A 12477-nucleotide genomic window follows, 5' to 3' on the forward strand; every position below is an offset into this window, starting at 1 on the left:
GGGGTGCAGTTCACCCGCACCCCGCTCGCTGTTTAATTGCCGTGAATCAACTGTCCGGATCGACATCGCCAGACTCCACTGTAAACGCCGGACCGGTACTCACCAGATAAAAACGGGTCACCCTGGTATCTCTAAATAGATAGAGCTGGCCCTGCTCGCGTCGGCGTGACATATACGCCACGTGGACCGTACCGAATTCTTCACCGTTTTCCTTCTTTAATATCAGGATGTTGGGGTCATCCGTACGCTTAAACTGCCCGTCTGTGCAGATTCCGTCTTGATCGACCAGCTGCCATCGACAGTTGTCCTCCTCAAGAAAAGCCAGGGTTTCCCGACTCGTTTTGTCATCCCGATAGAAACCATCAATGGCAAACCCTTCGGAAGCGCATTCCTGCATATAGGACGTTTCTCGGCTTATAGCAAACAGCCCTGTAGCGCCCAGGAGCACAGCCAGGCAGACCACTGCAAGGGCTATCGAAATAGCATGGCGACCCATGTTAGCCGGACCAATACTTGTTGAACGGAGTGCAAAACATACTTGGTACCTCCGATATCAAAGCAAACGTCACCCGCGGCCCGCCGACAACTATGTGTTTCTAACATTAAACCATATGGCTACGACTCGTTGGAGATAGGTTCCATAAACGGACAGTGATATACGGCGAAAGGCCACACTTATCCATTATCCCAGAGTTATGGAGACCGTTTTTCATATTGCGAGACCGCGGTTTTCGGAAGTGCGGTGAAAAACTGAGCCCCGCCGACCAGACCGACTTTTTTAGCAACAAAACCGCAGGTCACAAGGGTGCAAAAGAGCAGTGTGCTCGGAGATTCGGAGTTTTTCCCCGCACTTCCGAAATCCGAGTCCGCGAAAGGTGCCGGCAAGGCCAATTACGCAACATGTATCCAGTAAAAACGGGTAGCAGCCGGTATGGCTGCCACCCGTTTTTCTCATACCAGCCTAAAGCAGGCATGTTACTTCTTAATGCCGCCCCCAGACGCTCGGCGACCGATGCCACGGCATCCTCGCTAACCGAATCGCAGGCAGGCGAAGGGCTGCGTGCAGATGATGTTGGGCGCACCGTGATCGATTAGGTCGAGCATCTCGGCCGTGAGCAGCCAGCCCTCGCCCATGTTATTGCATACCGAAAGCACCGTGCGGGCTTTATCTGCCATGGTACCAACACCTGAAGATTTTGAAGTTTTGTCCGTAACTCAAAGAGCCAGGATGTTGATAAAATCCAGAGACATCATGGCTAAAAGAGACGGACACACTGTCCCTGTTTTTCGCACGAGCAGCGCAAAAATAAGACCCAGACAAAGATAGCCCCCCATCATTGCAATGATGTAATTTGTGGGTGCCCCGATTAAACACTGTTGAGTCACGAGAAGCAATGACCATAGCATCGACTGTATAAATGCCCTTATGCAAAACGGCCGAACTATTCCGACGATTGTGTATTCAAATAAAAATACGTACCTAAATAACAGCTCATGCAAAACTGAAACCGAACAGACCAATACCCATCTGGATATTGATTTTCCACCTATATCGAGCATAGAGGCCATAATAATAAATACGATGAAAATAAACTGCCATCCCAAAAGAATCCCACGCCGTTTGGGCTTATCACAAGAAACAGCGCCCCGAGTTGCAAAAAGATAGACTACCAACGCACAAAAGAGCGCCCCTGTAGAGCACAGCCAAGCGGGGGATCCTTTTGCAATAACCCAAATAGCCCACGGCACGCTAGCAACCATCGTGCCCAGTAGATAACGTGCCCCCAGGCGCATTATTTCAGTCGCTTTTCCCAAGCTCTACCACCTCATCACTAGCATCTATTAGGTCCATATCGTGTGTAATTGCAATGACAATCTTGTGCTTTCGCATTTCCTTCAAAGCTTTTATCAGAGCTTCTTTATGAGCAATATCGAGTGATGCTGTTGGCTCATCGAATAAATAGACGTCTGCCTTCTTTTCTAAGACCCGCCTAATTTCCAGTTGTTCCAGTTCCCCGGGAGACATTCCTCCGCACCTCTTCCTTTCGATAGAAGGAAAGTTTCTATCGCAAAGAATATCCTTTACTGATATCGGAGTTTGTTCAGCAAACGAAACTAGCTTCTGCCTAAGGAGCTCACAGTTGATTTCTTCTTGGGCCTTACCGTTGTAGGAAATAGTCCCAACGTAATCCGAATTGAAACAACCCATCAATAAGTACGCAAGGGTCGTTTTGCCCGAGCCATTAATCCCTACAAGAGCATAGAGCTTTCCTTTTTCAAACCTGACATTCAAGTTGCTGTAGAGACACTTTCCATTTAATGTAAAGCCGAAATTATGCAGTTCGATGTAATCGATCTCCAAGAGCTCCTCTCCAGCAGCAGCCGAAGGCAATTTAGAGGCATTTAGACGGGATATCGATGAGAAGCAGTCTTGTGCGCTGCTACCTATACCGTAGATTGACCTCACGGCAGATAGCATTAAAGCCATGTAGCTCGAAACAGCAACAAGTTGGCCTACACTCATGCTTCCATGCATTACATAAAAAGCCGAAATCAAAAGAATGGTCACCTGGGACGCAGCCGCAGCAAAGGAATCAGTTGCCTGAAATTTCGAAACGACACTTTGATAGGCGACTCCGGCGTGCAGCAAAGACGAAAAATAGCTATCTATGGATTTCAATGCTCTTTCGAACAGCGCATTAACATACAAAAATCTCTGATGCGCAAGTAGGGACTCCACTTTTCCGAAATACAGGGACTGCTCTTCCTTAAAGGTCAGACCTGAAACAAAAAGCGGTTTTTTAAATGAAGCATATGCAATTGCATACAAGATGCAAAATGTCACGGAAACCCAAAAGAGCGCTGTGGAACATCCATAGAGAAAAAATAAACTGATACCTAGCTGGACAATCGCAAGAAGTACCGTCTGGAGCATCGACAATCCGAAGGACGCCACAGTATTGGCATCTGAACAAATCTGTTGAGTTTTTTCAGCAGACTCCTGCTCAAGAAACAACTCAAAAGGCATCCGCACGAGCTCATCGATTTTCCTTCGAGCAATCGAGAATGCAGCCACGGTCGTTATCCGCATTGAAAGAAGGGTGCTTAAATAGCTGACAACAATATCGATTAATGCCGCGAAACCAATTAACGCACTGTCAATCTTAATAGCACCATAAGGAGCTTTTTTAGATATATTATCAACCAGAGCGCTCGTGAGCAGCGGGGATACAGAGGCCATCATTCCAGATATTATTAAGCACAACGTAAAGGCTATAACCAGAAGCAATTGGGAAGAAAACCCAAGTCTGAAATATAGCAGATAGTCGAAGATCGCCGTTGAATCCGCATCACTTCTTATGTTTGAGATCATAGGCCGCCCTCATTACTTTTATACAGTTCTTTCTTGCGGATACACAGCTTGTCTTATTTTCATACAGCCTGGTGAAGGGACAGCCACCCATGCACATAGGAAGAAGTGAGCAGTTAAGGCATTCTGAATCTGAACAAAAGTCGTAAGCATTCCATATGGAAACTTCGGATGCGCTACTCGTTACATTTTCAAAGATGCTCCCATAGCTTCTGTCGGAATATCCTATTTCATTCCAGCATTTATATAAGGAACCGTCTGGTCCAATAACTTCTGAATATTTATTGACGGCTCCGCATATGGTCGGATTAAAGCCTGGAAGAAATGGATCCATGTACCCTGTCATTTTGTAGCGAGACAGACAGGATGCTTCAATCGAAGCAAATTCATCCTCTGAATAGCATGGAGAGTTAACGCACGTCCCATTTATATCATCTACTGCCGCTAAATATAGTTTTACTTTATTACGAAGACCTTTACGATCAAGCGAATCAACCAAACGATCAATCTGATCACCGTTCGACGGATCAACATTGACTCTTAAGATGACATCAAAGTACGCACTAGCCCTTTTTACGTTATCAATAATACGGTTGAACGTATCGCCGCCAGAAGGAAGACATCTTCTTCGATTGTGTATCTCAGGCGGACCATCGACAGTTACCTGAACGTGCGTAACCCCATTTTTTGCAAGCAACTCCGCCGTTTTCCCATCTAAGAAATAGCCATTGGTCACCATGCTGGCGTTAAATAAGATTTCATCACTTCGGATTCCGCGCGTAATCTTCTCCACAGTCTCAATCGCCAATAAAGGCTCGCCGCCATACCAGGCAATCTGCAAACTTTCCGCCTGATTGTCTATAACCATGCCATTGATATGCTTTATTACCTGATCGACGCATCGGTCGCTCATTGAGCCATAACGCTTGCCGTTCTCATAACAATACGGACATCTGAAGTTACAATTCAATGTCGGGGCTATCGTAAATGAAAGCGATTTTGATTGCATGCGACAGGCCAACGATATCTCTTTTAAATGTTCGATCTCGTCAAGTCCGTCGGGAACCAACAACCCCGCGTCCGTCAAATTATCGACAATTTCCGAAGGGCAATTAGCTCCATTCTCAAAAAGCCCCTTCTCGTATTCTGCATCCAACGCAACGATTGCACCAGAGTACGAGTTATATGCCAGCGTAGGTTGATTCCCTTTATCGATTACATTAAAGCGAGACTGTTTCATTTCTACTCCGTTGCATATTTCAATATTTCAACCTGCCATTAGGAGTAATTCCAGCCACAAAATTTGGTAATGCAGATCCTCAGGCCACACGGTCCTCCCTCTGAATAACTCCAACAAATATGTGCTGCACAGGACACACACGTAGAAATATCTCGAGACGAAGCAGGCATCTGAGTATTCACTGGCTTTTGAATATATTCCATCGGAGCTCCTAGCTAACGTGTATACCGCAATGTTGAAATGCGCGGCAATTCCCGCCCGTGTACACGGCACACATCCCCCAGGGATTACAGCGCCCTTGACATTTTGCGCCCTGACAAGGACACCAACTTGATAGCAAAGCAATATCGTTAGGTGTTTGAGTTGGCTGTATCCAATCCACAATGGCTCCTTTCTCGTTCTAGGCCTAGTTATACTTTGGTCAAAAAGTCAAAAGCTGTTTGATAACTTTTTGTACTAGATGAAACAATTTGTTTGCCTTGTTTAACATTATTTAATTTACACTTAGACTGATTAAAAATTCAACCTAAGGAAATTCTGGTGAATGTTGTTCAGCTGCAGTATTTCATAAAGGTATTTGATTATCAGAATTACTCGGATGCAGCAACTATATTAAGCGTTTCGCCGCAAGCTGTTTCAAAAGGCATTCGAGCATTGGAATCTGAACTTGGTCTGAGGCTGTTCGAAAAAAGAGGCAGTATTCTACATCTAACAAACTATGGAGAGGAAATCCTTCCTATAGCATTAGATGTACTAGCTTCAGTTGAGGGAATTCAAGCGTATGCGCAAATCATGCGTGAAAAGATAAAAATAACCCAGACACGTTTGACACGCGTTGCAGTCGGACTAGCACCAATACTCGCAAGCTGGTTCAACCAGCCCACACTGAACAGGCTTTCGAAAAAGTATAAGGGCGGTAAGTTTACTGTTTCCAGATATGACGACGGCGGAACGTGTTTATCCCTTCTACTTGACAGACAAATCGACATTGCAATTGTCGCTGGACAAGTAGACACCAATCTTTTTGAATCACATTTTTTATTGAATGCCGAAGTCAACCTCTTAGTTGAAAGCAGTCACCCATTAGCTAGTCGCGCAACGGCAAATCTAAACGCGGTGGCTCGATATCCAATTGCAAACACCTGTGACATTCGATATTGTCGAAAGAGAATAAACTCAGCATTTAACCATCTGGGCCTTTCCCCTTCCTACGAGAATATTAACTTAGCAGACCAGCAAAATTTGTCCGATTTTCTGATTCATAAGCATGGGATTATTCTGACCATAGCCTCACAAGCGTCTCAATTCAGGATAGGCTATCCAGCAAAAATCGTTTGCCTAGGCGAACAAGACAGAATATCAATCCCTTTTTACTGCGTTTCAAATTCAAACGATACCCAAGCGCAGACTCATCACGCGATAAGCTGCATTCAACTTGAGGCACGCCAGCTCTCTCGATGTTTAAAAAGCGCTGAAAGAGGAGACCTTTCCAGCTGAATATGACGGGCATGCTAATTCCATGCAAAACAGCAACGTATTCCGCCAGAACAGAAGCGTGGGTCAGCCCGTGTTTTTTGAAGTATTCCGAGAGAAAACAACGAGGGCCTGACAGACTCTTGCCAAATCAGTGACCCACTCACCACCCGCAAGCCTGTGCCCCACTTCCGAAATAAATGGCTCAGCCCCCTTCTCAGCGGGTTGAGCCGAGCACTGACCGCACCATTCATTGTCAGCACCGCCCCAGACCAAGCCAGAGAAAGATGGCGCGGCGACAGCCAGATGGCCGCCACCGCGCCTCACACGTTATTTCGGCAAGCCGCTGTTAGCGTCGGAATAATTTAGTTACTTCTTAATGCCGCGTCCCAGGCGCTCAGCGACCGACGCCACGGCACTCTCGTCGACCGAGCCGCAGCTCACGCAGCCATCGTGGGCACGCATCTGGCCGGTGACCTCGTCCATCGCGAGCGGCGCCACCTTCTCGAGCTTAAAACCCTTGCCGGCGCGCATGTTTTCCTTGGCCACGCTGATCATGAGCTTAATGCGGTTGAGCTGATTGACCTCGGACGCGCCGGGGTCGTAGTCCACCGCGACGATGTTGCTCTCGGGATGCTGGCGGCGCAGCTCCTTGATCACGGCCTTACCCACTACGTGGTTGGGCAGGCACGCGAAGGGCTGCGTGCAGATGATGTTGGGCGCACCGTGGTCGATCAGGTCGAGCATCTCGGCCGTGAGCAGCCAGCCTTCGCCCATGTTGTTGCACACCGAAAGCACCGTACGAGCCTTGTCCGCCATGGTGCCAATGCGCTCGGGCGCCTCGAAGCGGCGGGACTTTTCGAGCATCTCCTCCACCGGCGTGCGCATCCAGTCCACCAGCTTAATGAGCGCCTGCATGCTAGCGCGCGCCGTGGCAGAGCTTCCCAGCTCGTCTTTTTGAAGCTCGGCGTTGCTCATGGAGTACAGGAAGAAGTCGAGCAGGCCCGGTACCACGGCCTCGCAGCCCTCGCGCTCAATGACATCGACCACGTGGTTGTTGGCCGTGGGATGGAACTTGACCAGGATCTCGCCAACCACGCCCACGCGCGGCTTGGTACCCTCGCCCACAAGCGGCATGGTGTCGAACGCGCGGATGGCCTCGCGGCACAACTTGGTGTAGTTGTGCCTGTTGAACTTAGGCGCCAGCTTGCGGGCGCGCGCCATGTACTCCTCGTAGAGTGCGTTGGCGGCACCGGGCGTGGCCTCGTACGGGCGGCAACGATAGAGCATCTGCATCATGACGTCACCAAAGAGCACTGCGTAGACTGCCTGCTTAAGCAGTGCCGGCGTAATCTTAAAGCCGGGGTTGTCCTCACCGAGCGCCACGGCCGAAAGCGAGATCACCGGGATCTCGGGGTGGCCGCTCTCGCGCAGGGCCTTGCGGATGAGTGCGATGTAGTTGGTGGCACGGCAGCCGCCGCCGGTCTGGCTGATAACCACGGCCGTCTTGGACAGGTCGTACCGACCGCTCTCGATGGCCTCCATAATCTGGCCGGTCACCAAAATGGACGGATAGCAAATGTCATTGTTCACATAGCGCAGGCCGGCCTCGACGGCGTCGTGATCGGTCGAGGGCAGCAGCTCCAAGTTGTAGCCAGCACCACGGAACACCTCTTTGACCAGGTCAAAGTGGATCGGCGCCATCTGCGGGCACAGAATGGTGTAGCCCTCGTCGCGCATCTGCTCGGTAAAGGGCACCTTGGGCCACGCGGTCGAAGCACTCTCGCGCTGAGCCTCAAACGTGTACTTGCGGCTCGCGAACGCGGGGGCATCCGTGGAGGGCGCCACCGGCGCGGCATCGCCCTGCTCGTATGCCTCGCCCGCGGCCGTGGCCTCGGCCAGGCGCTCGGCCTCCTGGTCTTTAAGCGCCGCCATGAGCGAGCGGATGCGGATGCGCGCAGCACCCAGGTTGGACACCTCGTCGATCTTGAGCACGGTGTAGATCTTGCCACTGGCCTCCAGGATTTCCTGCACCTGATCGGTGGTCAGGGCATCGAGACCGCAGCCGAAGGAATTGAGCTGGATCAGGTCCAGGTCGTTGCGCATCGTCACAAAGCGGGCGACGGCGTACAGGCGGCTGTGGTACATCCACTGGTCGACGACGCGAATCGGACGCTCGGGCTTTACCAGATGCGCGAGCGAATCCTCGGTAAAGACCGCAAAGCCAAAGCTCGAGATAAGCTCGGGCAGGGCATGGTTGATCTCGGGGTCGTTATGGTAGGGACGACCGGCGAGCACGATGCCGTGACCGCCGTGGTCCTCGACCCACTTAAGAGCCTCCTCGCCCATAGTCTGGATGTCCTCGTGGAAACGCGCATCGGCCTCAAAGGCAGCGTTGACGGCGGCATCGACCTCGGAGCGCGTGATCTTGGGTCCACGCACGCGACCGCGACCGGCCTCAGCATCGGCCACACGGTCGACGGCGAGCACCTGGTACAGACGGCGCTTGAGCTCGGTCTTATCGTGATAGGGCACAAACGGGTACAGGAACTCGATGTTCTGCTCGCGGATCTCGTCAATATTGAGCGCCAACGCCGTGGGGTAGCTCATGACGATGGGGCAGTTATAGCAGTTGCCAGCCGTCGGATCCTCCTTGCGCTCCCAACGCACGCACGGCATCCAGATAAAGTCGACGTCACGGTCGATAAGGTTCATCACATGGCCGTGGCTCATCTTTGCCGGGTAGCACACGCTCTCGGACGGCATGGACTCGATGCCCGCCTGGTAGGTCTTCTTGCTCGACTGGTCGGACAGCTGCACGCTAAAGCCCAGGCGCGTAAAGAACGCGTGCCAGAAGGGGTAGTTCTCGTACATGTTGAGCGCGCGCGGGATGCCGACGGTGCCGCGCGGGGCCTCGTCGGGGCTCAGGACCTCGCGGTTAAAGAGCAGCTCGTTTTTCTTTTTGAAGAGGTTGGGGGCCTCGGTCTTCTGCTTTTTGTGGCCGGCGCCCTTCTCGCAGCGGTTGCCGGTAATGAAGCGCCTGCCACCGCCAAAGTCGTTGACGGTAAGCTGGCAGTTGTTGGAGCAACGGCCGCAGCGGACATGCTTTTGCGTCACGGTGAGGCGCGCGATGTCCTCAGCCGAAAGAATGGTCGAGGTGCCGTCGGCGCCGGCGCGATCGCGGGCGAGCAGAGCCGCACCGTAGGCGCCCATGCAGCCGGCGATGTCGGGACGCACGGCATGAACGCCGGTGAGCTGCTCAAACGCGCGCAGCGTGGCATCGGACATAAAGGTGCCGCCCTGGACGATTACCTGGCTGCCGATCTCCTTGGGATCGCGCAGCTTAATGACCTTGAACAGGGCATTCTTGATGACGGAATAGGACAGGCCGGCCGCGATGTCGCCCACCGTGGCGCCTTCCTTTTGCGCCTGCTTGACGCGCGAGTTCATAAAGACCGTGCAGCGGCTGCCCAGGTCGACGGGGGCCTTGGCATGGATGGCAGCGTTGGCGAACGCGCGCACGTCCATGTTCATAGAGACGGCGAAGCTCTCGATAAAGCTACCGCAACCCGACGAGCAGGCCTCGTTGAGCATGATGTGCTCGATGACGCCGTCCTTGACGCGCAGGCACTTCATGTCCTGGCCGCCGATGTCCAAAATGAACTCGACGCCGGGCAGGAACGCCTTGGCGCCGCGCAGGTGCGCGACAGTCTCGATCTCGCCGGAATCGGCCTTGAGGGCCTCAATGAGCAGCGCCTCGCCGTAGCCCGTGGTGGTCACGTGGCCGATGGTGCAGCCGGCGGGGATATGGTTGTAGAAATCGGCCATGATGACCTTGGCCGTGCCCAGGATGTCGCCGTTGTTGTTGCCGTACCAGGTGTGCAACAGCTGGCCGTCCTCGCCCACGAGCGCGGCCTTCATGGTCGTGGAACCGGCGTCGATGCCGATGAACACGCGGCCGGTGTAGCCGTCGAGCTTGCCCTTGGGGACGACCTCGGTGTCGTGGCGGTTCTTGAACTCAGCAAAGTCCTCATCGGTGGCAAAGAGCGGATCCAGGCGCTCGACCTCGGCGCCCTGCGTGTCGCCCAGGCTGTCGATGGCATCGATGAGCTGCGGGAACGTGCTGAGCTTGTTGGACTCGTGCGCCATGGCGGCGCCGCTCGCCACAAACAGGTGAGCGTTTTGGGGCACGATACGGTGCTCCTCGTCCAGGCTGAGCGTGAGGTAGAAGCGGTGGCGCAGCTCGGAGAGATACTGCAGCGGGCCGCCCAGGAAGGCGACGTTGCCGCGGATGGGACGGCCGCACGCCAGGCCCGAGATGGTCTGGGTCACGACAGCCTGGAAGATGGAGGCGGCCACGTCCTCGGGGCGGGCGCCCTCGTTGAGCAGCGGCTGGACGTCGGTCTTGGCAAAAACGCCGCAGCGGCTGGCGATGGGATAGATGGTGGTGGCGTTGGCCGCGAGTTCGTTAAGGCCGCTAGCGTCGGTGTGCAGCAGAGTGGCCATCTGGTCGATGAACGCGCCCGTGCCGCCGGCGCAGGTGCCGTTCATGCGCTGCTCGATGCCGTTGTCGAAGTAGATGATTTTGGCGTCCTCGCCGCCCAGCTCGATGGCAACATCGGTGGCCGGGATGAGGGTCTCGACGGCACGCTTGCTGGCGATGACCTCCTGGACAAACTCCAGGTCGAGCCACTGGGACAGCAGCAGGCCGCCCGAGCCGGTAATGGCGCAGGTCATCTGGGCCGTCGGCAGCACGGTCGCAGCGCCCTCGAACAAGTCGCGGGCGCAAGCGCGGACGTCGGTGTGGTGACGCTGGTACTTGGCGTAGACGATCTGGTTATCGTCGTTGAGCACGGCGAGCTTGACGGTGGTGGAGCCCACGTCAATGCCCAGGTGCAGGTTGCCGCGAGCGTTCTCGGGGTTGAAAATTGCGCCTTCGGGGGCGTGGGCGGCGGCTACGGGCTCAGCGGCAGTGACGGGCTCGCTAGCGACGGACGTCTCCCCTGCCGCATTCTTGGCCTCGGCAACCGCCTCGGCAACTTTCTCGGCAGCCGCGGTCGCGGCCTTCTGCGCGGCGTCCACCACGGCGGGCGCGGCCTCGCGTGCGGCAGCGACCATGCGGTCCTTGATGCCCTCGACGAGTTTGCTCATCTGTCTCTCCTCTTAGTTGTTGGACTCGACGGTTGCGACGGTGTCGGCCGCATCCTCGAGCTGCAGGTTCAATAGCTTCAAGCCGTATTCCGGCACGTTGATATCGATGGGTTGGCCATATAAGTCGCCGGGACGCACAAAAGCGATAACCGTCATAATACGCGCCATGGCCTCGGGCGATTCGGTGAGCCCACGCTCAAACCAGCGCTGAATCATGCCGACCTCGGCACTCACGACGTAGGTGACGTAGTAGTCAAAGAACGTGCCCAGCGCCAGGCCCAAAATGCCCGTCTGCGCACGCGGCACCACAGCCTCACGCGCGGTGTCGATGATCCGCTTAATGAAGGCCTGGTCGCCGCCCGGACCCAGCAGCGCACCGATTAAGTCGCGGTTGGCCGCAAGGTAGCGCAGCAACTCAACCGAACCAGGCGCCGGCTCGAGCTCATCGATGTTGTGATAGAGATCGGGCAGCTGAGCTGCGGTGATGAGCTCAATGCGCTCACGGATCTCGGCCAGTAAGCCGTCCTCGATTTGATTGATAAAGTCGGGGATATCGCGGTAATGCGAATAGAACGTGCGGCGCGTAAGGCCAGCGCGCTCGGTGAGCGACGCGACATTAATGCGCGAAAGGTCGCCGCTTTCGGCAAGCTCGCTGGCAAGTGCCTGGCGAAGGGCACGCTGCGAGCGAAGGGACCGGCGATCGCATTTCTCGAGCTGGGACAAGCGTCCTCCTTGTTACTCAGCCTGTGCGCTATTGCACAGTGCGAGTATTATTGCACACCGTGTGCATCAACACGTAAAGGCAATATTTTGGATGTGTTAAAGGGACAGTTTCTTTGCCATATTCAGCGACCGCCTAGGTTGTGCCAGTTGTGCCTGGCTTTTGGAGCAGCATTGCCGATTGTTCAAAATATCATTCGTGGGTAGAATAGTGTCGACGGCAGCCCAAGTTCTGGAAAGCTGGGCAGCGCCGTTGCTTGGATTAAGGGGTCAACGCCTTAGCGGCGGCGACCCCTTTTACGTTGCTTCGAACGTTGCTTGAGTGCCTCGGAAAGCCCGACGAGTGCCGTGGAGAACGAGACCAAAGCGGTCAGAAGTCTCACGAAATCAATCAGATCGGTCATGGGCATCACCTCCCATCAGATGGAGGGCGTTGCCCGGCACATGGAACTGCCGCCAACAGTATCAATTCTATCAAAGCGCAGTTAGATATGCGAATGTTTGTTCGTATTTCAAGAGACCA

9 protein-coding genes are annotated in these 12477 nt (G+C 53.9%); 1 reads left to right on the plus strand and 8 read right to left on the minus strand.

The annotated features are described in order from the left end of the window. Positions 1-46: 46 nt before the first annotated feature. The 5 genes from I2D41_RS05075 to I2D41_RS05095 all read right to left on the minus strand — a co-directional run bounded on the left by I2D41_RS05075 (position 47) and on the right by I2D41_RS05095 (position 4610). The gene (locus tag I2D41_RS05075; RefSeq protein ID WP_195363748.1) at positions 47-496 is read right to left on the minus strand and encodes a hypothetical protein; all 450 of its coding nucleotides are present in this window, start codon (positions 494-496) and stop codon (positions 47-49) included. Between the two features lie 533 nt (positions 497-1029). Further along, positions 1030-1176 carry a hypothetical protein gene (locus tag I2D41_RS05080; protein WP_195363749.1) on the minus strand — a complete coding sequence of 49 codons (147 nt, stop codon included), beginning with the start codon at positions 1174-1176 and terminating at the stop codon, positions 1030-1032. A 39-nt stretch (positions 1177-1215) separates the two neighbouring features. Beyond that, complete coding sequence (locus I2D41_RS05085; protein WP_152077725.1) at positions 1216-1815, minus strand: CPBP family glutamic-type intramembrane protease; 600 nt, start codon at positions 1813-1815, stop codon at positions 1216-1218. Continuing rightward, complete coding sequence (locus tag I2D41_RS05090) at positions 1799-3373, minus strand: ATP-binding cassette domain-containing protein (RefSeq protein WP_195363750.1); 1575 nt, start codon at positions 3371-3373, stop codon at positions 1799-1801. Before I2D41_RS05090 ends, I2D41_RS05085 begins: the two co-directional genes overlap by 17 nt. Continuing rightward, positions 3351-4610 (minus strand): radical SAM/SPASM domain-containing protein, encoded by a 1260-nt coding sequence (locus tag I2D41_RS05095; protein ID WP_195363751.1) that lies wholly within the window; start codon positions 4608-4610, stop codon positions 3351-3353. The genes I2D41_RS05090 and I2D41_RS05095 overlap by 23 nt, the downstream gene beginning before the upstream one ends. 540 nt (positions 4611-5150) lie before the next feature. Here I2D41_RS05095 and I2D41_RS05100 point away from each other — a divergent pair. Next, on the plus strand, positions 5151-6107 hold the full coding sequence (locus I2D41_RS05100) for a LysR family transcriptional regulator (RefSeq protein ID WP_195363752.1): 957 nt from the start codon (positions 5151-5153) through the stop codon (positions 6105-6107). Positions 6108-6452: 345 nt separating this feature from the next. Here I2D41_RS05100 and I2D41_RS05105 read toward each other — a convergent pair whose 3' ends face one another. The 3 genes from I2D41_RS05105 to I2D41_RS10120 form a co-directional block, all read right to left on the minus strand. Then, positions 6453-11234: a 2-hydroxyacyl-CoA dehydratase gene (locus tag I2D41_RS05105; protein WP_195363753.1), complete on the minus strand. Its 4782-nt coding sequence runs from the start codon at positions 11232-11234 to the stop codon at positions 6453-6455. A 12-nt stretch (positions 11235-11246) separates the two neighbouring features. Then, entirely contained in the window at positions 11247-11957 is a 711-nt protein-coding gene (locus I2D41_RS05110; protein WP_195363754.1) for a TetR/AcrR family transcriptional regulator, read from the minus strand. 275 nt (positions 11958-12232) lie between these two features. Beyond that, the gene (locus I2D41_RS10120; RefSeq protein ID WP_260699404.1) at positions 12233-12358 is read right to left on the minus strand and encodes a hypothetical protein; all 126 of its coding nucleotides are present in this window, start codon (positions 12356-12358) and stop codon (positions 12233-12235) included. Between the last annotated feature and the right edge of the window lie 119 nt (positions 12359-12477).

It is taken from the genome of Collinsella aerofaciens (genome assembly GCF_015552075.1).
GTDB lineage: Bacteria > Actinomycetota > Coriobacteriia > Coriobacteriales > Coriobacteriaceae > Collinsella > Collinsella aerofaciens_Y.

Excerpts from the sequence above, each read along its gene's own strand:
- I2D41_RS05095 (WP_195363751.1), bottom strand. The coding sequence starts at position 4,610 with ATGAAACAGTCTCGCTTTAATGTAATCGATAAAGGGAATCAACCTACG.
- I2D41_RS10120 (WP_260699404.1), bottom strand. The coding sequence starts at position 12,358 with ATGACCGATCTGATTGATTTCGTGAGACTTCTGACCGCTTTGGTCTCG.
- I2D41_RS05105 (WP_195363753.1), bottom strand. The coding sequence starts at position 11,234 with ATGAGCAAACTCGTCGAGGGCATCAAGGACCGCATGGTCGCTGCCGCA.
- I2D41_RS05090 (WP_195363750.1), bottom strand. The coding sequence starts at position 3,373 with ATGATCTCAAACATAAGAAGTGATGCGGATTCAACGGCGATCTTCGAC.
- I2D41_RS05075 (WP_195363748.1), bottom strand. The coding sequence starts at position 496 with ATGGGTCGCCATGCTATTTCGATAGCCCTTGCAGTGGTCTGCCTGGCT.
- I2D41_RS05080 (WP_195363749.1), bottom strand. The coding sequence starts at position 1,176 with ATGGCAGATAAAGCCCGCACGGTGCTTTCGGTATGCAATAACATGGGC.